This window comes from Roseomonas chloroacetimidivorans, from assembly GCF_049629625.1.
Taxonomy (GTDB): domain Bacteria; phylum Pseudomonadota; class Alphaproteobacteria; order Acetobacterales; family Acetobacteraceae; genus Roseomonas; species Roseomonas chloroacetimidivorans.
The window spans coordinates 1-19,082 of the sequence record NZ_JBNBZS010000090.1 but is presented as its reverse complement, the minus strand read 5'-3'; the positions used below and the strand labels follow the sequence as shown (position 1 = coordinate 19,082).

The following is a 19,082-nucleotide window of genomic DNA, read 5'->3' as shown; positions in this document are numbered from 1 at the left end:
CGTACCGGGCCCGCTTCTCCGGGTCGGAGAGCAACTCATTGGCCGCGGAAACCTCCTTGAAGCGGTCCTCGGCCTGCTTGTTTCCGGGATTGAGGTCGGGGTGGTGTTTCTTGGCGAGCTTGCGGTAAGCGGAGCGGATCTCCGCTTCGCTCGCGTCGCGCTTGAGTCCAAGGGCTTCGTACGGATCCTTTTCGGCCATTGTCCGTCAGGCCTTTACGCGGCCTCCCACTTCATCGATGCGCTTGAGCGGATCTGCCGGGTCCTCGTAGCCGCGTGCGACCCCGAACCGCTCCAGCTCCTCCGGGCCGAAGCCGCCCGACAGACGGCCAACCCCGAGTGCCCGGGCCCGGCGAACTGCCAGCCTCCAGGCAGTCGCTGGGAAGGCGGCGCGGCGGTCACTCATCGCAGGCCGCCGGCCAGATGCTGCTCCAGGAGAAGGATCAGAATGAGCAGCCCGAAAGCCGACGAAGCCCAGAACTCGGGGTTTTGCGGCCAGCCAGCGAACTGGACAGGGGACCAGACCTGCGATCGCATGGGCCGCAGCCGACGCCGCAGGCGCTGCCATGCGCTGCGCAGGTGCTCGCGAAGCAGCGCTCGAGCCGCAGCGAGCGCGTGCTCCTGATCTATGTGTTGTCTCCTTCTCATCTCCATATCCTCCGGTCGAGCAACATGGATACGAGTCGATGGCCCTGCCCACGAAAGGGCGCAGGGTCGAAATTGAGCTAGGAATTCTGCCTTCGGCGTTCAACGATTCGGCCCTCGTCCTGCCAAGGTCTGCGTTCTGACCCAGTGCACCCAGTGTCCAACGCGCAGCTTTCGCCGGCGCGGTGCGACGGGCCGTTGCCGTGCGGATCCGGTTCAGCATCGGCTGGTCCCTAGAGTATCCGTGCTGGTCAAGCGGGCTTTGGCGTCCAGTTTCGGTGTTCGCGGAGCAGTGCGTTGGCGAGGATGAGGAGCTTGCGCATGACAGCGGTGATCGCAACCTTGGGGGGCTTTCCAGCGGCGACGAGGGCCTGATACTTGGCCTTCATGTCCGCGTTGAAGCGGATGGCCACCAGGGCTGGCATATAGAGAGCTTGGCGTAGGTGGGCGCGACCGGCCCGGATGAAGCGCTTGCCGCTGTGATGTCCGGAATCGCGGGCGACTGGAGCAAGGCCGGCCAGGCTGGCCGCGCACTTGTTGTCCATCGTGCCGAGTTCCGGCATCTCGATGAGCATGGCCAGTGCGGTCGCCTCACCAATCGCCGGGATGCTGACGAGGATATCCAGGCGGGCCTTCAGGTCGGCATCTGCCCGGCACAGGGCGCGCAGAGCGGCGTCGATGGCTGCGATCTGGCGTTCAACCTGGCGCAGTTGCTGATCGGCCAGCCGCTTGAGCAGTGGCGCACGGTGGGTGTGGTTCCGGTTGGACGCGGCGACGCGGTCCTTGACCAGGCCGCGCCGGGCAACGAGCAACTCCTTCATGTCGCTGAGCGTCTGGCTCACCATCGGCCTGACTTGCAGTGCATCCAGCGCGCCGAAACGGGCGAGCATGGCGGCATCGACGGCGTCGGTCTTGGCGCGCTGCCCGATGGCTTCTGCGAAGCGTCTGGCCTGCAGCGGATTGACTTTGACCATGGGCACACCGGCCTTGCCGAGCTGGCGCTCAAGTCGGTGGTGATACGCACCGGTTGGCTCGAAAATAACACGGTGAATTGGGCCTTGGCCGAGCCATGACAGCAGGTCCGCGACACCGGCCATGGTGTTGGGGAACTGCCGGGCTACGGCCTCGGGGTGGAGGTAGACCTCGAGGGTAGCTTTGGAGATGTCGACGCCAACGGTCTGCGCTATCGTCGGAGGCATCTTTTCCACGTCCTTTGCTTGTCATCCGGGCCACGACGCCGGGGTATCCGTTCAGGCCACGAGGAAAAGAGAGGGGCGGTCACACTCTAGCTCGGCCCATCACGGCCAGCTTTTTCACGACCCGTCCCCTCCCGCTGCCGGCGAGTTCGCACCTCGTCGGCAGCACCCCATCTTTGCCGGAAAGGGCGGGGACATCATCAGACAAGCTGAGCCCGGATAGCGACGCCGCTCTGATCGGCTCCGTCGGCGAAGGCCACCACTCGCTCTCCCATACGCTCGAAGGTCAGGTCCACCTGCTCCTGGCCGACAACGAGCCGGCGCAGCGAGAGCCGGTTCACACCACTCGGCAAACGTGGCCGGTCGATCTGGATTTCCCCGCGCCACCCATCGACCTTCAGACCGAGGCACGCCTGCAGCAGCATGAAGAGAGACCCCGCTGCCCAGGCTTGCGGCAGGCAGGCTACCGGGTAGGGGATCGGCGGCTCGCCCGGCGAGCGAGGAAACCCGCAGAAGAGCTCCGGCAGGCGCATGTCGAACTGCACGGCGGTTTCGAACATCTGGTCCAGCAGCCGAACGGCCTCCTCGCGAGCGCCATAACGAGCGAGGCCCGCGGCACAGAAGGCGGTGTCGTGGGGCCAGACCGAGCCGTTGTGGTACGACATCGGATTGAACCGGGCCTGACCGCTGGCCAACGTCCGGATGCCCCAGCCGGAGTTGAAGCGGCCCGACATGAGCCGGGCTACGACCCGTGCGGCGCGCTCGGGTACGGGGAGCCCGGTGAAGAGCAGATGGCCCGCATTCGAGGCGAGTACCCGGCACAGGTCGCCCCGTCCGTCCAACGCCAAGCCGTAGAAACCCTCCGGCTCCATCCAGAAGCGCTGCTCGACAGCGGACCTCAGTTCGTCCGCTCTCCGGGACCAGTCCTGGGCTGCCTCCATCTTGCCCAGGCGCTGCGCGAGGTCGGCCATGGCGAGGAAGGCAGCGAAGACGTAACCTTGAACTTCCACCAGCGCGATCGGGCCGTCCGGGAAGCGGCCGTCGGCGTGGAACACGGAGTCCGCGCTGTCCTTCCAGCCCTGATTGGCAAGCCCCGTCTCGGCGCCGCGCGCATAATCGAGGAAGCCGTCCCTGTTGGAAGCCACCGCGCCCTCAACCCATTCAAGCGCGGCGACCAAGGCCGGCCAGAGCTCCTCGACGAAGGCGATGTCGCCCGTGCGGTCCGCATAGGCGCCGGCAAGGACGACAAACAGCGGCGTGGTGTCGACACCGCCGTAATACTTCCCGAACGGGACCTCCTGCAGCGCCGTCATCTCGCCCTTTCGGGTCTCGTGAATGATCTTGCCGGGCGCCGAATCCCGAAACCGCGACGTCTCATGTGCCTGGTTCCGCGCGAGGAAGGCGAGGACGCCGCGGGCGAGCGCCGGATTGAGCCAGAGTGTCTGCAACGCGGTGATCACCGCATCCCGGCCGAACGGCGTCGAGAACCAGGGGATTCCCGCATAGGGATAAGGGCCGGTCGGCAGTTCTGTCGTGAGAAGGGCGAGATCGGCCTGCGAGCGGTCGATCCAGGCATTGAACAGCCGGTTCGGCGTGATCAGACGGGCGCTGCGCAGACGCTTGCGGCGCGCCAGCGAGCGGGCCGCCGCCGCAGCGGCACGGAAGCGCATCCGGTCGGGCCGGGCCTCTTCCCCGCATCCGATCTCGATGTAGAGTTCCGTCGTACCTGCCTCTGGAATCTCCATCAGGAAATCCGCGGAGTCCGGCATGAGGCGGAGCGGCGTTTCGGAGAACGCGACCGATGTTGTCCGGTGCACACCATCCAGGCCGAGGTAATGGAGAAGCACATGCCCTTCGCCGAGCTTCGGTGGCAGCAGCCGACCGTGCGCCGCGCGGGGCTCGCCGCGGATCTCGAACATATCCCGGTAATCGGCGCCGAACCCGATCGAGACCGGCAGGATTGCAGTGTCGCTGCCGTAATTGGTAAAGCGAAGCCGCTCGAAGATTCGATCGCTCCAGAGCAGGCGTTTGCGTTCGATATGAACGACGCCTTCCGGGATCGGTGCACCTCCAAGAGGAGGGAGCGGTGCGTTCGTCAGGTTGGCCGTGAAGAAGACGTTGTCGTGGCTAACGGCAGTACCGAGATGCCACGGCGCCCGGCCAGCGATTTCCAATCTCAGCTGGGACAGAATGCGGGTGTCGTTATGGAACAGCCCGTCATCGCTGGCGCCAACGTCGCCGAGGGCATCGGCGACCAGGAATGTGTCGCCCTGCTTGAGGACGAATTTCTGGGTCGTCGAACGTGGCTTCTCGCCAGCGTCTTTGCCCTGCTGCTCGACTGGAAACGAGAGAAGAGTGGTCATGTCGAACGCTCTCGGTCGGATCCCGGAGACACGCAGGACCGGCGACAACCGCCGCACCGCGATGGCTCGCGGCAAGGCGAAGGGCTGCGCCGGTCATGACCAGACCGGCTGCCCCAGACCTGCGGGCCTCGGTTGATGTCTCGCTAGGCGGCGATTCTCTGCTCCTCGGGCGCTGCGGTGGCGATGGGCCGCGCAAGCCGAAAGGCCGGCTCCCTCGCGAGCGGGTCCGCACCAGCCTGCCGGATCATCCCGGCCTCGAGCAGATGCTCCAGCGCGGCAGCGAGACGGGCCCGGTTGGATTCGAAGCCGGCGTGCCGCAGGAGGCTGGAGGCCGAGATAGCCCGACCGTCAGGCCCGAACTGGTGAAACAGCTTGAGGAGCCGCTCCGCGTCATAGGCGCGGGCCGCCGCAGTAAGTCCCCTCATCGCAGACCTCCTCAGCGGAAGCTGAGATGGGACGCGATGCTGCGGTACCACCGCTTATAGAAGCTGCCTGCGTGCTGCTTCCAGCGGGCAATCAGAGATCCGAACATCCACATCCTCCATTGAGCAACATGGACCCGAGAATTGACACCGGCAGAACCGGCCCAGACCCGTCGAATGGCATCTGGCGGCTAGCGACTTAGGAAAGGCCGGGGTTCTTTCAAGCCCCTGCTCCGCAAGGAACGATCCGGACGAGCGGTGGTGTCCCTGGCGGTGGCGAGGAGCGATGAAATCCTGGGCGGGGTGGTCCGCCTGGTCAGCTCGCGATCCGCATCATCCTCGGTTGGCCGGCGGATTCATCCGACCTATTTCCACACTGCACCGGTCGGTCCTCGGCCCGTACGGCGCGCGCCGGCCGCTGCGTGCAGAAGCGATGTCCTCGTTGCCCCGGAGCTGTCGATGTCGAGCACCCAGGACCGAAAGAAAGCCGCTGCAGGATTGACCTCGCCCGAGATCAAGGAACAAAGAAGCCGGGAACGGGCCTAATTCTTGTGGGTTGCCGAGGGCCGCCCGGAGGGTCGGGCCAACGAACACTGGGAGCGCGCCCACGCCGCGGAAGCGCGCTACTCTGACCCGCAGGTGGACGAGGCTGTGGAAGAGACCTTTCCCGCCAGTACCCACCGTCGCTCGCGCCCGTAACGGGCATTCGGAGGGGCAAATACGACCGGCGCTGATTTATGACTCTCGGGGATTCCATTGCTGCAGGCGGAGTGATTCGCTTGTCCTGCTGGTGGCAGCGGGAGGGCGACATGGCTGGTGCAGTGGCGATCACGCGGGCGGATCTGGATGCGGCAGGGCTGCGGCGTGCGGCGGAGAAATCACGTCATGGGGCGGCGTCGCGCGCGGAGGCAGCGCGGACCGCAGGCATGGATCGTCAGACGCGTCGGGACTGGGTGCATCGCTACAATGCCGAAGGCTTGGCGGGGCTGTTGGACCGGCCCGGCGAGCGTGGCCCCAAGCCGCGCCTCTCGCCAGAGCAGGAGGGAGCGCTGGCCGAGCTGGTTCGGCAGGGCCCGAACTTGGCCGAGCATGGCGTGGTCCGCTGGAGGCGGGCAGACTTGGCGCGCGTCATCGCGGCTCGCTTCGGTGTGGTGCTGGCCGAGCGTAGCGTTGGCGACGTGCTGCGCCGCCTGGGGTTCCGCCGCCTGGTGACCCGACCGCAGCACCCCGGCCACGACGCCCAGGCGCAGGCGTCTTTCAGGCGGACTTCGCCGGTCTCGTGACCGCGGCCCTGCCCGCGACCGCCCGCGGCAGACCAATCGAGGTCTGGTGGCAGGACGAGGCCCGCGTGGGTCAGCAGGGCACGCTCACCCGCGTCTGGGCCGAACGCGGCTCACGCCCTCCAGCGCCGCGGGACCAGCGCTATACCTGGGCCTATCTGTTCGGCGCCGTCTGCCCCGCCGGCGCCATCGGCGCAGGCCTCGTGCTGCCCACCGCCAACGCCGCCATGATGAACCTGCACCTCGACGAGATCAGCACCCAGGTGAGCCACGGCGCCCATGCGGTGCTCGTCCTGGATGGCGCGGGCTGGCACCAAACCGGCGGACAACTGCGCGTGCCCGAGAACATCACGCTTCTGCACCTGCCGCCCTATGCGCCCGAGTTGAACCCGGTAGAGAACGTCTGGGCCTTTCTGCGCGCCAACAAGCTCAGCAACCGCGTCTTCGACACCTACGAGAGCATCGTCGGCGCCTGCTGTGACGCATGGAACTGGCTGACCCGTCAGCCCGAGTGCATCACCTCCATCGCAACCAGACCCTGGGCACAGGTCAGTCAATGATGCCGGGCGTATGACTCCAGGCAAAGCCACGCCTCCGGATGCCTCTGAATCGAGAGACAGCGTTCCCATGCGCCGTCTGAAGGCGCCGCAGGTCTCCATGACCATACCAGCCGCCCCGGATGCGGACCGGAGGAGGCACCGGGACGACTCCGTGCTGGTGTGATCACCCCGTCCGGCCCATAGGAAGGGCCAAGCGCATGAAAGACCCCCCTGATGGACAAGGACGAGCTGACCGCCTGGGCCGTGAGGAACGGCTGGCAAGTCATGGCCGGCGCACCGAGCCTCACCAAGCCGTCGGCGCCCAAGGAGGCGATCGTCCGGATGGTCTTCAAGACGACCGTGGTGAACCTTGAGGTCAAGAAGCCCGCGGGCAAGTGGGAGAAGATCTCCGGTGAGAGCTATGCCAAGATCCAGTCCGATCCCGACACGGGCGTTCCCCAAGGCCTCGGTTTCGAGAAGATCCCAAGCTTCTCCATGCTGATGCAGGAGAACAAGGACCGGCAGATCTTCGCCAACATGGACGGGCCGCCGAAGGGCCGTTGGTGATCACCCCCTATACCGATCTCTCCGACGCTACCTTGTCCGCGGCGGCGGTCAGCTTTCACCGGTCCGCATCCGGTGCGGTTGATATCAGTACCGGCCAGCCTGGACTGTGAGGAGGGACAGAATGGGACGACAAGCATGAGCGAGACAAGCTTCCGCGTTGAGACGGACTCGCTGGGCGAGGCGCAGGAAGTGATCGACGGGCGCTGGGACACCGAGTTCCCGCTGGTGGTTTTCCAGACCGGCTCCGGCACCCAGACCAATATGAATGCGAATGAGGTGATCGCCAATCTGGCCATCCAGCTGGCCGGCGGGCAGCTCGGGTCGAAGAAGCCGGTGCACCCGAACGACGATGTGAACCGCAGTCAATCCTCCAATGACACCTTCCCCACGGCCATGCATATCGCCGCAGTGGAGGTCATTGCCGGCACGACCATTCCCGCCGTGCGCCAGTTGCGCGACACGCTGGACGTCAAGGCCCGGCAGTTCAAGGATGTGGTCATGGTCGGCCGCACCCATCTGCAGGATGCGACGCCAGTGACGCTGGGGCAGGTGATCGGCGGCTGGGTAGCGCAGCTGGACGATGCCGTTGCCGCGATCGAGCACGCGATGACGGGCCTCTATCGCCTGGCGATCGGCGGCACCGCCGTCGGCACAGGGCTGAATGCGGACCCGCGCTTCGGCGAGGTCGCAGCGCGCCGAAGCGCGGAGGAGACGGGCAAGCCCTTCGTCTCCGCGCCCAACAAATTCGCTGCCCTTTCCGCGCATGATTACATGGTGAACGCCAGCGCCGCGCTGCGCACGCTCGCCGCCGCGTTGATGAAGATCGCCAATGACGTGCGCTGGTACGCGTGCGGACCGCGCGCCGGCTTTGCCGAGCTGAAGATCCGGAGAATGAACCCGGCTCTTCTATCATGCCGGGCAAGGTCAATCCGACGCAAAGCGAGGCGATGACCATGGCCGCCGTGCAGGTCTACGGCAACGACGCCGCTGTTGCCTTCGCGGGTAGCCAGGGAAACTTCCAGCTCAATGTGTTCAAGCCCGTCATGCTTCACAACCTGCTGGAATCGGCCGAGCTGATCTCCGATGCCTGCCATGCCTTCGACGAGCACTGCGCCCGGGGCATCGAGCCGAATGAGGGGCGCATCCGCGAGCATCTGGAGAATTCGCTCATGCTCGTCACCGCGCTCAACCCGCATATCGGCTACGAGAAGTCGGCCAAGATCGCCATGGCTGCCTATCGCGACAAAACCACGCTTCGTGAGGCAGCGCTCAAGTTGGGCTTCGTCACTGCCGAGCAGTTCGAAGAGTGGGTCCGTCCAGAGGCCATGACCGGCCCGTTACCCCATCTAGCGCCTACAGGGGAACCAGGCCATGCTTGAGCGTCGCTGGATCGAGATCCGGCCGCCTCGCGTCGGCATGTCTTTTGCTGGAAGGCTAACATCGCCAAAGCGGGAGTGGACTATTATGATCGACATCAGATCTATGCTACTTGCAAGTGTGACGGTGCTCGCCACCTCGGTCCTGTCGGCCCAGGCTCAGAATCTTACGATTGCCATCGGCGGCTCGGTCACTTCGCTCGACCCACATTTCTATAATGCCTCGCCTAACCACAGCGTGGCCGCTCACTTCTTCGAGAAGCTTGCAGAGTTCTCCGCTGAGGCCAAAATCGTGCCGCAGCTCGCTGAATCGTGGCGCCCGATTTCCGAGACGGCGTGGGAGTTCAAGCTTCGCCCCAATGTTACTTGGCACGACGGCAGGCCCTTTACGGCCGACGATGTCGCTTTCACGGTGGAGCGTGCACCCAACGTGCCCAACAGCCCCGGCGGCTTCGGTGCATTCGTGCGCGCTATTCAGCGCATCGAGATCATTGACCCGCTGACGATCCGCTTCCACACTGCTGCGCCCTATCCTCTGCTTCCGACCGACTTCGCCTCGCTCGCGATCGTCTCGCGCCACGTGGGAGCCACAGCCACTACTGAGGATTACAACAGCGGCAAGGCCGTGATCGGTACCGGTCCTTATCGCTTCGTCTCCTACACCCCGGGCAACCGTGCAGAGATGGTGCGCAATGATGCTTATTGGGGTTCCAAACCCTCCTGGAGCCATGTGGACTTCCGCGTGATTTCGTCGCCCCCTGCGCGCACGGCGGCGCTCCTTTCGGGCGATGTTGACATCATCGACACGGTGTCATCCTCGGATATCCCAAGGCTACGGGGTAATCCGAATGTGCAACTCAGCTCTATTCAGGGATTGCGCCTTATCTACTTGGCGCCGGATAGATCGCGCAGCACGGATCCGGTCTTCGTGACCGACAACGATGGCAGGCCACTGGCGCAGAACCCCTTCAATGATCTCCGCGTCCGTCGCGCCCTGAACATAGCCATCAACCGCGAGGCCCTGGCGACGAGGGTAATGGAGAACACCGCGAAGCCAGCGGGCCAGTGGCTACCGCCGGGTTCTTATTCCTACAACAATGACGTGCCGGTTCCGCGCTATGACCCGGACGGTGCCAAGAGGCTCCTGGCCGAAGCCGGTTTCCCGCAGGGCTTCCGCATGACTCTGCACACGCCAAACGACCGCTATCCCAATGATGCGCGCACCGCGCAGGCAGTGGCTCAGATGTGGACGCGCGTCGGCGTGCAGACCCAGGTCGAGGCCCTGCCCTGGACCTCCTTCTCGGTGCGCTCTAACCACCAGGACTTCGGTATGCGGTTGACCGGCTGGGGCAGCCTGACGGGCGAGGCGTCCTATGCCTTGGTGAATATCCTCGGCACCTTCGACCCGCAAAAGGGAACCGGCGCCAACAACAGTGGCCGCTACAGCAACCCGGATCTGGATGCACTGACAGAGCGAGCGGTCACAACACTGGACGATGGAAAGCGGGAGGATTTGCTGCGCCAGGCCGTGAGGATGGCTACGGAAGACGTGGCCCTGATCCCTCTCTTCCAGCTCATCAACACCTGGGCTGTGCGGAAGGGGCTGGAGCACCAGCCCCGCATGGATGAGAGGACGCGTGCGATGGACATCAAACCTTCCGGCACTTAGCTCGACTTACAGCGCCTTTCAAAACCTGGAATCTGAGTGTTTGCCAGGTTCAGCACCGACATCGGACAGTGCGCGCAGGACAGAGGGCGAAGCCAGCGCTTGCCACGTCTCCTGCTCCAGGCGCTGTTGCACGGCTGCAGGTGTTGCAGCCGGCGCGAAGAGGCCAAACCAGCTAGAGATGTTGAAGTTTGGGAAACCAGATTCGGCCACTGTCGGAAGATCAGGAAGGACGGGGGTGCGCGCGAGTGTGGTCACCGCAAGTGCGCGGATTTGCCCGTCGCGTACTGCGGGCAAGGAAGCAGCGATGCCGTCGAAATTTATGTCCACCTGACCTGCAATCAGGTCGGCCATCGCCTGCCCACTGCCGCAATAGGGCACATGCACCAGCGGGACGCCTGCCGCGAGGCGGAACATCTCGGCTGCGAGATGCTGCGCGCTGCCCACCCCTGACGAAGCGTAGTTCAGCCCGTTCGGCGTGCGCTTGGCCAGGGCAACCAACTCGGCAACGTTCGCCGCTGGTAGGTCCTTCCGGGGCGTTGGTGCACGGATTGACGGACGGCACGACGCTGGCCTGATCCGGCTAGAGGTCAGGCTCGGCGGACGGAGATAGGTCTGGCAACCCGGATCACGCGGTTGAGTACCGCGACGGCGATGGCCACCTCGCCTTGCTGGCCGGGTAGCGAGCGGGCACGCAGCTTCGGGCCGATCAGGTGTTTGTACCGGCCAGTCGTGGTCTCGACGTGGTTGCGCCTGCCGTACCCGGTCGCCCGCTGCCAAATCATGCGACCCTTCTCGGCCATGAGCTGGACATGTTAGTCACGCGGGCTCCGGGCGGCAGGGTTGTCCGTGCTCGGCACTGCGGACGCGCGCGGCGGGATGGTGACGGTCACTGGCGGGTCGGACTGTCGGGCTGCGCAGGCCCGGTAGACGGGCTCGCTGTCATAGGCACCGTCAGCCGTCACACTGGCGATGTTGCCCTGCGCCTCACCAAGGAGCGCCGGCACCTGGGCAGCATCATCGGCGTTGCCCTCGGTGAGCACGTGCGCGGCGATGCCGGCGCAGCCCAGCCTCGTAGGCTGGCTCGTTCGCGACCCGGTAGCGCGCCTTGGCGAAACGGTGACGCCGCGCGGCGTTGTGCTTGAATGGCATCTGGGCGGGATAGCCGGCCTCCAACCTTCAGGCTACCCGCCCACCTCCGTGCACCAACGCCCTTTGCAGGCGAAAAGCCTGGTGATTGGCGAGGGTGCGCCCGGGCGGCCCGGCTTAGTTCTACAGTTGAGGTTTCATGCGGGCTTCACGCTGGCTGCGGCGCCAGTGGCATGTGCTAGCGATGGCCTGGTGTATGCGTCGCCAGAGAGACCATTCGAAGAGGCGGTCGAGCACGACACCAACGGCGCGCTGGAGGCTGCTGATGAGATGGCGGATCTCGCCTGTGCTGAGGTCGACCATAGGTCGGGGTTGCTGGTCCCCCTTTTTTGCCGCGGGGCGGCGTTGAGCTTCGCTCGCATACCGGCGAGGAAGGCCAAGGCGAGCATGGCCAGCGTGATATGCCGGTACCATCCGTGCCACGAGCGGATCTCGTAGTCGGCCAAGCCGACCTCCTGCTTGGCGATCTCGAAGCATTCCTCGATGGCCCAGCGCCGGCCAGCGATGCGCGCGAGGGTGGCCCGTGTGGTCTGGTCGGGACCGAAGACGACGTAGTAGGCGAGGTCCTTCGGGTTCTTGCGGCTGCGCCGGACCAATAGCCAGTGATCCCAGGGCGGCTGCTGGAGCCGGGTCAGCCGAAAGCGCGCCCAGTCATAGACCCGCTCGCCCTTGCTGCCCGCTCCGGCCGACAAACGTCGCCAAACCTGGGCTGGAAGACAAGCGGCCAGGCGCGAGGCGGCGTGCTGCCCGAGACGCCCATCCAGCACCGCCCAGAGCTTCTCATTGCTGCGGATGGCGAGCACGAAGGGCTGCTTGCGCTGTTCAACGGCAATGCGCAGCCGGCGGTCCGAGCCGTAGACCTCGTCGCCCAGCACCCAGGCGCAGGGCAGGCCAGCATCGAGCGCCCGCTGGATCATGCGGCCAGCCAGCGCCGGCTTAGTGGAGAACCCCACCTCCTCGGGAATGGAGGCCTCGGCGCGCCTGCCGGTATCCTCGCACCACTCCTTCCTGGGCAGGTAGAGCTCGCGGTCGATCAGCGCGTGCCCCTTGCTGCTGGCATAGGCCAGGAAGACCCCGATCTGCGCATTCTCGATCCGCCCCGCCGTGCCGCTGTACTGCCGCGCCACGCCAACCGAGTGCTCGCCCTTCTTGAGAAACCCCGTCTCGTCGACGATCAGCACGCCGTCATCAGCCCCGAGATGCTCAAGCACGTGATCGCGGCACAGGTCCCGAGCCGCGTCCGCGTCCCACAGGACGTGGCTGAGCACCCGCTGCGTCCGCCAGGGGCGCGCATCGCCGATCTGTTCGGCCAGTTGCCAGCCATTCTTGCGCTTGGCTGAGCTCAGCAGCCCCTCAAGGTACAAGCCTGCCTGCCGCCGGGGCTCCGCCCGGACGAACAGCTGGCCCAGCCGTGCCTGCAGCGCTCCCAACTCGTCGCGCCAGCGCAGGACACCCACAGTGTCCGACACCATGGCTCGCCTCCACGAACCAATGCTCCGCCACACACCTGAGGACGCCTCGAGCAAACCTCAACTGTAGAATTAGGGAGGCGGAAACCCTAGACCTGCCGAGGCGTTTCAACTCGAATCCCCGCTGCGGTCTACGCGACCACGAGATGAGGGGCCTGGTCCATTCCTGGACCAGGCACTCTGGCTTAGAGGGAGGCACGTCATGCCACCCGCCCCGATATTTTGGACAAACGCTGCAGAAAACGAATACCTGGCTGGACGAGATCATGGCTGAGATTGGGCCGGACCGGCAGGTCGCCTGGCACGCGCTCGGTGCGGTTCTGCATCCGCTGCGCGACCGGATGCCGCTCGACCTCGCCGCGCATTTCGGTGCGCAGTTGCCGTTGCTGGTGCGCGGCCTCTACTACGACCAATGGCACCCAGCGGCCCAGCTGGAACGGCTTCGGACGCTTGATGAGTTCCTGGACCGGGTCGAAGAGGGGCTGCAAGGTATCCGTCCTGTAAATGGGCGCGATGCCACACAGGCGGTCTTTCGCACCCTCTCGCACCACGTCGATCCTGGTCAGGTGGCGAAGGTCATCGATGCGCTGCCTGAAGAGCTGAAGGCGCTTTGGCGCAGTACTGCGGTCGTCGGTGCTGCGGCTGCCAGCATCTAGTAGCAGACCCGCTACCCCAAGCAGCCATAAGCAAGGAGACAGCCATGAAGGTCAGTGACAAGATGACGCGCAACGTCCGCGTCGCGAGCCCGGACGAAACGATCCAGCAGGCCGCCCGTAGCATGGCCGAGTGCGACGCGGGCGCGCTGCCCGTAGGCCAGGATGACCGCCTTGTTGGCATGGTCACCGACCGTGACATCACCGTGCGGGGCGTGGCCGAGGGCAAGGGGCCCGACACCAAGGTGCGCGAGGTGATGACCCCGCACGTGAAATACTGCTTCGAGGACGAGGACCTCGACCACGTCACGCGCACCATGGGCGACCAGCAGGTACGCCGCCTGCCTGTCATGAACCGGGACAAGCGCTTGGTCGGCATTCTCTCGCTCGGTGATGTGGTCATGGGCGAGGGTGGGCAGCCTGCGGGCGACGCACTTGCCGGCGTCTCGCGGCCGGGCGGGGCACATTCGCAAACCGGCGGTGACCGGACGGGTGGCTGACGCCCATGGCCGTAAGGCGCACTGCCGTTGCGGCGGCGGGAGGCGCCGCCGCCCTGCTGGCGAGTAGTCTCCTCGGTAGCTCGGCGCTCGCGCAGCCCGGGGCTGTGCCGGAGCAGCAGGAGCAGCCCCCGGGTCCGGCCCAGCCCGGTCCGGTCCCGCCTGAGCGTCTTGAGCCTGGGCCGCGACCGCCTGCAGGCGAGGAGCGGCGGACGCCCGGGAGCAATGGCCTGGAGGGTAGCGGCCCCGGTGAGCAGAGGCCTGACGCGAGCAGTATACCTGGCGGCGTCCTTCGCCCCCCGGCCGGAGTGGACCCTGAGATCCAGGCACCGGCGCCGAACCCGAATCCGCGTACCACACCGGTGATCCCGCCGCCGGGCAGCCCGGGCGGCGATCCCGGGCTGCAGCCAAGGTAGAAGGATCAAACTGCTCTATGACTGCCCCCTGGGAAGATCACGACCCGGCCACGTCCTCAGAGTGGCGGAAATCCGCGTTGCCACCGCAGGAGCCGCAGCCGCCCGCTCCAGGCCCCGAGCGCCCGATCCTGCCGGGTGGTCCGGATATCCCGAGGCCGATGCCTCCTGGGCCCGATATCCCACCACCGCCGGGCCCGGATGGCCCAACCCCCGGGCCTGGGCCGGACATTCCGCCGCTCTTGCCGCCGGAACCGCGCGAGATGCCGCCGCCAGTGGTCTGACCAGATGGACCGAGAGCCGATCGAGGTCACGATCCCGCCTCTGGGTCTCGCGGGAACTTGGCCCCGTAACGTACCCCCAACACCCCTGCGCTCGCCTACCCGCGATGGAGACATCCATGCCCGAGATCCCGCGCGCGCCCGGATTGGACAACACGCTTTCCTTCCTCCGGGAGGCCTACTCTTTCGTGTCCCGCCGTTGCGACCGCCTCGGGTCAGATCTCTTCCGCACCCGCATCATGCTGACCCCTGTGGTATGTATGCGCGGCGCGGAAGCGGCCCGGATCTTCTACGAGGGCGACCGCTTCACGCGTCGGGGAGCAATGCCGCAGACCACTCTCCGCCTGCTTCAGGACAAGGGAAGCGTGCAAAGCCTGGACGGTGTCGCGCACCGGCACCGCAAGGGCTTGTTTATGTCCCTGATGACGCCCGACAGCGTCGTCCGCACGGCCGATCTGCTGGAGAAGCATTGGCGCGACGTGCTGACCCGCTGGCAGGCCGCGAAGGAGGTCGTGCTGATGCGGGAGATGGGCGAACTCCTCACCCGCACGGCTTGCGACTGGACCGGCGTACCGCTCGCACCGCGTGACGTGCCGGCCCTGGCGCATGAGTTGCAGATGATGATCCGGCAGGCCGGTCATCTCGGCCCCGCCACCCTCTGGGCACTGCACCTGCGGCGGCGAACGGAGCGCCGCATACGCCGCTTGGTCGGGCAGGTCCGTGCCGGAGAGATCTCGTTGTCGGAGGATTCGGCCTTGTCGGCCATCGTCCGCCACACAGACCAGGCCGGAAAGCCCCTGGACACCGCCACGGTGGCGGTGGAGATCATCAATCTCCTCCGCCCCATGGTGGCCGTGCGCCGCTTCATCACCTTCGCCGCGCTGGCCCTGTACGAGCACCCGTCCTGGCGCGAGCGTCTCGCCACCGCGGAGGAGGATCTGGAACCTTTCGTGCAGGAGGTACGCCGCTTCTATCCCTTCTTCCCGGTCATCGGCGGGCGGGTGCGGCAAGGCTTCGACTGGAGCGGCCACCACTTCGCGAAGGGCGACTGGGCCATCCTGGACCTCTACGGCACCAACCACGACTGCCGGTCCTGGGACGAGCCGGAGCAGTTCCGGCCGGAGCGCTTCCGCAACTGGAAGGGCGACGCCTTCACTTTGGTGCCACAGGGAGCCGGCGACTTCATGGGTGGCCATCGCTGTCCCGGCGAATGGATCACCATCGCCCTGATGAAGCGGGCCGTCCGGCTACTCTGCGCCATGCGCTACGACGTGCCGCCCCAGGATCTGAGTATTAGCCTGTCGCGCATGCCCACTGCGCCGAGGAGCGGCTTCGTCATAAGCCGCGTCCGCATGGCGCAGCATTGATCGGAGGCCTCCCCCGTACCCCTTGTCAGGGTTCGGTGCTCCGGATGAGCACCGGTCGGTCCAGCTCACTCAGGGAACGCCGCCCCGCCAGTCCGAGCGTCAGGTCTAGATCCGTGGCAAAATTCCGGATCACCTCACGAACCCCCGCCTCCCCCGCAAGCGCCAAGGCGTACACATAGGGCCGGCCGATCAGCACGGCCCTCGCGCCAAGAGCAATGGCCTTGATGATGTCCGCGCCCGTTCGGATCCCGCAGTCGAAGAGGATGGGAACTCGGCCGTCCACGGCATCCACGATGCCGGGCCGCGCCTCCATCGAGGACACGGCCCCATTGACCTGCCGCCCGCCGTGGTTCGACACGATGATCCCATCCACGCCGGCATCGAGCGCCTGGCGGGCATCGTCCGGATAGAGAATGCCCTTGAGGATGATGGGCAGGCGCGTGCGCTGGCGCAGGAAGGGCAGATCGTCCCAGGTCAGGTCCGGGCGGGAATAGATCGCGATGAAGCGCCGTACCGCATCAACCGCCTCCTTGGCCGAGGTGAGCGCCTCAAGCGGTCCTCCCGGCCAGGAGCGCAGGAGCTGCAACAGGGAGGGAAGCGCGCCTAGTACTGCGATTCCGAATTGGTGATCAAAACCGGGCTCCCGGGAGTGGCTGACAGTGGCCTGGAGGGCGGCTACAAGAATCGGGGCGACTGGCGGAGCAGCGGTGGCGAGGGGCGTCTGGATGTATGTCGGCGGCCGGGCCGGCAACAAGCCGCCGCCGGCCGAGAAGGCGGCGATCACCGCAGCCTGTGAGAGGGTGATTGCCGAGGTGCTGCAGCCGCGGTTCCTTCCGGAGGTCCGTCCCTCTGCTATGTTCAACTATCCGGTCGCTATCGAGGGCAAGTGGCACGGCAACAAGTACCGGTTCTTCACGCGATACCGCTCGGAGGATCCCGCTTCCCTTGCAGCGGAGTTTGACGCGCCCTTCGCCCGATTGGACTACGTCGGCCGGGATCGCTTTGACCTCTTGTGGCACCGTCACACCGGAGAGTGGCATCGCGTGGCCGAGCGTCTGCCGCTGATGGAAGCACTGCATCGGATCGCGAGCGAGCCGTACTTCCAACCCCGTTGACCCGGACCGTGGGTGTTGCGCCAACCAGCCGGCAGTGAGCTGCAACCTGGGAAGACATTGCATGCCGCGCAAAGCCGCCACGCTGGCGCTGTGCCTGACCGACGAGACGCGCGACACCCTGCGTGCACTCGCCCGCTCGCGCACGTCCCAAGCCCATCATGTCGAGCGTTCGGCCATCATCCTGCATCTGGCGGATTAGCGCGATGCCACCGAGATCGCCGCAAAGCTGCGCATTGGCCGTCAACGGGTCACCCGCTGCGCGCGCCGGGTCCTGGCGGTGGGACCGCTCAAGGCGATCGGCGACCTGCCGCGTTCAGGACGGCGGCCGGACATCACGGAAGCGGCGCGCACCTGGTTGATTGGCGAGGCCTGCGTCAAAGCCAAGCAACGCGGTTATCCCCATGAGTTGTGGACGCTTCGCCTGCTGGCGACGCATGCACGCGAGCGCGGACCCGCCGCCGGTCACGCCTGCCTGGCTGAACTCGCGCCCAGCACGGTGCACGAGGTGCTGAACAGCCAGCCAGTCAAGCCGCACAAGGTGCGCTACTATCTTCAACGCCGCGATCCGGCCTTTGAGGAGCGCAAGGCCGAGGTCCTGGAAGTCTATGCCGCGGCGGAGATGCTGCGGCAATTCCCGAGGCCGACCGCCCGGTTGCCGTGCTCTCCTATGACGAAAAGCCCGGCATCCAGGCAATTGCCAGTACCGCCCCCGACCTGCCGCCGAAACCCAGCAAGCATGCCACGGTTCAGCGTGATAACGAGTACAAGCGGCTCGGCACACTGACCCTCTGCGCTGCGGTCGATCTGGTGAGCGGCTTTGTGCATCACGCGGTAACCCAGCGGCATCGCTCGCGCGAGTTCATCGCCTTTCTTGAGCGGCTCGATGCGCATTAATCGGCAGGCATATTGATCTGCCTGCTGCTCGACAATCACTCCGCCCATCGTTCGCGCGAGACCAGGCGCTTCCTTGCCAGCAAGCCGGGCCAGTTTGAACTAGTGTTTACCCCGACGCACGCGTCGTGGCTCGACTATGTGGAGACCTTCTTCTCAAAACTGGCCCGCTCCGTGCTGCGGCGCATTCGCGTCGCCAGCAAGGCCGAACTGGCTGACCGGATCCGTCGCTACATCGAGATCTGCAATACCGCACCGCTGCTCCCGCATTGGCGGTACGGCATCACTCCGGACCGCCAAGCCCAGGCTGCCTGATCGAGGCGCCAATTCGCGAACGCAGTACTAAGGCCCGTTGACATTCAGGATTCCCATGGTGGTCTGGGTGTGATTCAAGCTCCGCTTTGGCGGAGTGGCGGCAGGGATGGATCGGGATCGGTTTGTGGTGAGCGATGCGGTCTGGGAGAAGGTCGCGTCGCTGTTGCCCGGCAAGGCCTCGGATAGTGGAGTGACCGCGAAGGACAATCGGCTCTTCCTCGAGGCGGTGCTGTGGCGGGTGCGCACCGGCCTGCCTTGGCGCGACCTGCCCAGGGAGTTCGGCTGTTGGAACAGTGTATTCCAGCGCTTTCGCCGCTGGGCGCGGGCGGAGGTGTTCGAGCGGATCTTCGAGTGCCTGTCTGACGAGCCGGACTTCGAGTATGCCCTGATCGACGGCACCATCGTCACCGCCCACCAGAAGGCGAGCGGCGCAAAGGGGGGACTCAGAATCAGGCCATCGGTCGCTCGCGCGGCGGCCTGACGACCAAGATCGTCGCCCTCGTCGATGCGCTCGGCAATCTGGTGCGCTTTGTTCTGCTCCCTGGTCAGCGCCACGACACGATCGGTGTGCCGCCCCTGATCGAAGGCATCACCTTCGGCGCCCTGCTTGGCGACAGGGCCTTCGACGCCGACTGGCTCAGGGCCGAACTCGATGACCGTGGCGCCGTCGCCGTGATCCCACCCAAGGCCAATCGCAAAGCCCGCTTCGACTTTGACCGCGATACCTACCGCTGGAGGCACCTCATCGAGAACTTCTTCGCCAAGCTCAAGGAGTTCAGGGCCATCGCCACCCGCTACGACAAGACCGACACCAGCTTCCGCGCCAGCATCAGCCTCGCCGCGGCCATCATCGCATCGCGATGAATGTCAACGGACCTTAG

General features: G+C 65.8%; 23 protein-coding genes and 3 pseudogenes. 14 read left to right on the top strand and 12 right to left on the bottom strand.

From position 1 onward, the window contains the following. The 6 genes and pseudogenes from ACO1BU_RS31070 to ACO1BU_RS31045 form a co-directional block, all read right to left on the bottom strand. Window positions 1–199, bottom strand: a 199-nt coding sequence (locus tag ACO1BU_RS31070) for a DnaJ domain-containing protein (protein ID WP_424139820.1), incomplete at its 3' end; no start/stop codon positions are given. Window positions 200–205: 6 nt separating this feature from the next. Further along, window positions 206–403, bottom strand: a complete 198-nt coding sequence (locus ACO1BU_RS31065) for a hypothetical protein (protein WP_424139819.1) — start codon at window positions 401–403, stop codon at window positions 206–208. Between the two features lie 490 nt (window positions 404–893). Continuing rightward, window positions 894–1,841, bottom strand: coding sequence for an IS110 family RNA-guided transposase (locus ACO1BU_RS31060; protein ID WP_424139826.1), 948 nt, complete (start codon window positions 1,839–1,841; stop codon window positions 894–896). A 197-nt stretch (window positions 1,842–2,038) separates the two neighbouring features. Further along, window positions 2,039–3,583: an amylo-alpha-1,6-glucosidase gene (locus ACO1BU_RS31055; RefSeq protein WP_424139825.1), complete on the bottom strand. Its 1,545-nt coding sequence runs from the start codon at window positions 3,581–3,583 to the stop codon at window positions 2,039–2,041. A gap of 21 nt (window positions 3,584–3,604) precedes the next feature. Next, window positions 3,605–4,201 (bottom strand): annotated as a pseudogene (locus tag ACO1BU_RS31050) (glycogen debranching N-terminal domain-containing protein); the annotation flags it as partial. 143 nt (window positions 4,202–4,344) lie between these two features. Beyond that, window positions 4,345–4,626, bottom strand: a complete 282-nt coding sequence (locus ACO1BU_RS31045) for a hypothetical protein (protein ID WP_424139818.1) — start codon at window positions 4,624–4,626, stop codon at window positions 4,345–4,347. A gap of 546 nt (window positions 4,627–5,172) precedes the next feature. On the opposite strand from ACO1BU_RS31045, the gene ACO1BU_RS31040 reads away from it, so the two are divergent. The 6 genes and pseudogenes from ACO1BU_RS31040 to ACO1BU_RS31015 all read left to right on the top strand — a co-directional run bounded on the left by ACO1BU_RS31040 (window position 5,173) and on the right by ACO1BU_RS31015 (window position 10,054). Beyond that, window positions 5,173–5,322: a hypothetical protein gene (locus ACO1BU_RS31040; protein ID WP_424139817.1), complete on the top strand. Its 150-nt coding sequence runs from the start codon at window positions 5,173–5,175 to the stop codon at window positions 5,320–5,322. Between the two features lie 110 nt (window positions 5,323–5,432). Next, window positions 5,433–6,463 (top strand): IS630 family transposase gene (locus ACO1BU_RS31035; protein WP_424139816.1). Its coding sequence is split into 2 segments (ribosomal slippage): window positions 5,433–5,898 and window positions 5,898–6,463, totalling 1,032 coding nucleotides; the frame shifts between segments, so codons are not numbered across the junction. Between the two features lie 213 nt (window positions 6,464–6,676). After that, a complete protein-coding gene (locus ACO1BU_RS31030; protein WP_424139815.1) occupies window positions 6,677–7,009 on the top strand; it encodes a hypothetical protein in 333 nt (110 codons plus the stop codon). 135 nt (window positions 7,010–7,144) lie between these two features. Then, window positions 7,145–7,926 (top strand): annotated as a pseudogene (locus tag ACO1BU_RS31025) (lyase family protein); the annotation flags it as partial. Then, window positions 7,921–8,388: a lyase family protein gene (locus tag ACO1BU_RS31020; protein ID WP_424139824.1), complete on the top strand. Its 468-nt coding sequence runs from the start codon at window positions 7,921–7,923 to the stop codon at window positions 8,386–8,388. The pseudogene ACO1BU_RS31025 and the gene ACO1BU_RS31020, both read left to right, overlap by 6 nt. A gap of 85 nt (window positions 8,389–8,473) precedes the next feature. Continuing rightward, window positions 8,474–10,054, top strand: coding sequence for an ABC transporter substrate-binding protein (locus ACO1BU_RS31015; protein ID WP_424139823.1), 1,581 nt, complete (start codon window positions 8,474–8,476; stop codon window positions 10,052–10,054). An 18-nt stretch (window positions 10,055–10,072) separates the two neighbouring features. Here ACO1BU_RS31015 and ACO1BU_RS31010 read toward each other — a convergent pair whose 3' ends face one another. The 4 genes and pseudogenes from ACO1BU_RS31010 to ACO1BU_RS30995 form a co-directional block, all read right to left on the bottom strand. Next, window positions 10,073–10,603: a tripartite tricarboxylate transporter substrate-binding protein gene (locus tag ACO1BU_RS31010; RefSeq protein ID WP_424139822.1), complete on the bottom strand. Its 531-nt coding sequence runs from the start codon at window positions 10,601–10,603 to the stop codon at window positions 10,073–10,075. Window positions 10,604–10,641: 38 nt separating this feature from the next. After that, window positions 10,642–10,836, bottom strand: a complete 195-nt coding sequence (locus ACO1BU_RS31005) for a hypothetical protein (protein WP_424139827.1) — start codon at window positions 10,834–10,836, stop codon at window positions 10,642–10,644. 30 nt (window positions 10,837–10,866) lie between these two features. Beyond that, window positions 10,867–11,094 (bottom strand): hypothetical protein, encoded by a 228-nt coding sequence (locus ACO1BU_RS31000; protein ID WP_424139814.1) that lies wholly within the window; start codon window positions 11,092–11,094, stop codon window positions 10,867–10,869. Between the two features lie 456 nt (window positions 11,095–11,550). Continuing rightward, a pseudogene (locus ACO1BU_RS30995) lies at window positions 11,551–12,672 on the bottom strand (IS701 family transposase); the annotation flags it as partial. 143 nt (window positions 12,673–12,815) lie between these two features. On the opposite strand from ACO1BU_RS30995, the gene ACO1BU_RS30990 reads away from it, so the two are divergent. The 3 genes from ACO1BU_RS30990 (at window position 12,816) to ACO1BU_RS30980 (ending at window position 15,880) form a co-directional block, all read left to right on the top strand. Further along, window positions 12,816–13,325 (top strand): DUF2267 domain-containing protein, encoded by a 510-nt coding sequence (locus tag ACO1BU_RS30990; RefSeq protein ID WP_424139813.1) that lies wholly within the window; start codon window positions 12,816–12,818, stop codon window positions 13,323–13,325. A gap of 44 nt (window positions 13,326–13,369) precedes the next feature. Next, window positions 13,370–13,822: a CBS domain-containing protein gene (locus tag ACO1BU_RS30985; RefSeq protein WP_424139812.1), complete on the top strand. Its 453-nt coding sequence runs from the start codon at window positions 13,370–13,372 to the stop codon at window positions 13,820–13,822. A gap of 810 nt (window positions 13,823–14,632) precedes the next feature. Then, complete coding sequence (locus ACO1BU_RS30980; RefSeq protein WP_424139811.1) at window positions 14,633–15,880, top strand: cytochrome P450; 1,248 nt, start codon at window positions 14,633–14,635, stop codon at window positions 15,878–15,880. A gap of 25 nt (window positions 15,881–15,905) precedes the next feature. On the opposite strand, the gene ACO1BU_RS30975 is transcribed toward ACO1BU_RS30980, so the two are convergent. Next, on the bottom strand, window positions 15,906–16,466 hold the full coding sequence (locus tag ACO1BU_RS30975; RefSeq protein WP_424139810.1) for an alpha-hydroxy-acid oxidizing protein: 561 nt from the start codon (window positions 16,464–16,466) through the stop codon (window positions 15,906–15,908). A 121-nt stretch (window positions 16,467–16,587) separates the two neighbouring features. Between ACO1BU_RS30975 and ACO1BU_RS30970 the strand changes: the two genes are divergently transcribed. Beyond that, the gene (locus tag ACO1BU_RS30970; RefSeq protein WP_424139809.1) at window positions 16,588–16,995 is read left to right on the top strand and encodes a DUF3024 domain-containing protein; all 408 of its coding nucleotides are present in this window, start codon (window positions 16,588–16,590) and stop codon (window positions 16,993–16,995) included. A 61-nt stretch (window positions 16,996–17,056) separates the two neighbouring features. Further along, window positions 17,057–17,194 carry a hypothetical protein gene (locus tag ACO1BU_RS30965; RefSeq protein ID WP_424139808.1) on the top strand — a complete coding sequence of 46 codons (138 nt, stop codon included), beginning with the start codon at window positions 17,057–17,059 and terminating at the stop codon, window positions 17,192–17,194. A 114-nt stretch (window positions 17,195–17,308) separates the two neighbouring features. On the opposite strand, the gene ACO1BU_RS30960 is transcribed toward ACO1BU_RS30965, so the two are convergent. Beyond that, window positions 17,309–17,626: a hypothetical protein gene (locus ACO1BU_RS30960; protein WP_424139807.1), complete on the bottom strand. Its 318-nt coding sequence runs from the start codon at window positions 17,624–17,626 to the stop codon at window positions 17,309–17,311. 26 nt (window positions 17,627–17,652) lie between these two features. Here ACO1BU_RS30960 and ACO1BU_RS30955 point away from each other — a divergent pair, with 26 nt between their 5' ends. From ACO1BU_RS30955 to ACO1BU_RS30945, 3 genes are all read left to right on the top strand, one after another. Continuing rightward, window positions 17,653–17,889: a hypothetical protein gene (locus ACO1BU_RS30955; protein ID WP_424139806.1), complete on the top strand. Its 237-nt coding sequence runs from the start codon at window positions 17,653–17,655 to the stop codon at window positions 17,887–17,889. 12 nt (window positions 17,890–17,901) lie between these two features. Further along, window positions 17,902–18,201 carry a transposase gene (locus tag ACO1BU_RS30950; RefSeq protein WP_424139805.1) on the top strand — a complete coding sequence of 100 codons (300 nt, stop codon included), beginning with the start codon at window positions 17,902–17,904 and terminating at the stop codon, window positions 18,199–18,201. A 106-nt stretch (window positions 18,202–18,307) separates the two neighbouring features. Beyond that, window positions 18,308–19,065 (top strand): IS5 family transposase gene (locus tag ACO1BU_RS30945; protein WP_424139821.1). Its coding sequence is split into 2 segments (ribosomal slippage): window positions 18,308–18,635 and window positions 18,635–19,065, totalling 759 coding nucleotides; the frame shifts between segments, so codons are not numbered across the junction. The last annotated feature ends 17 nt before the right edge of the window (window positions 19,066–19,082 follow it).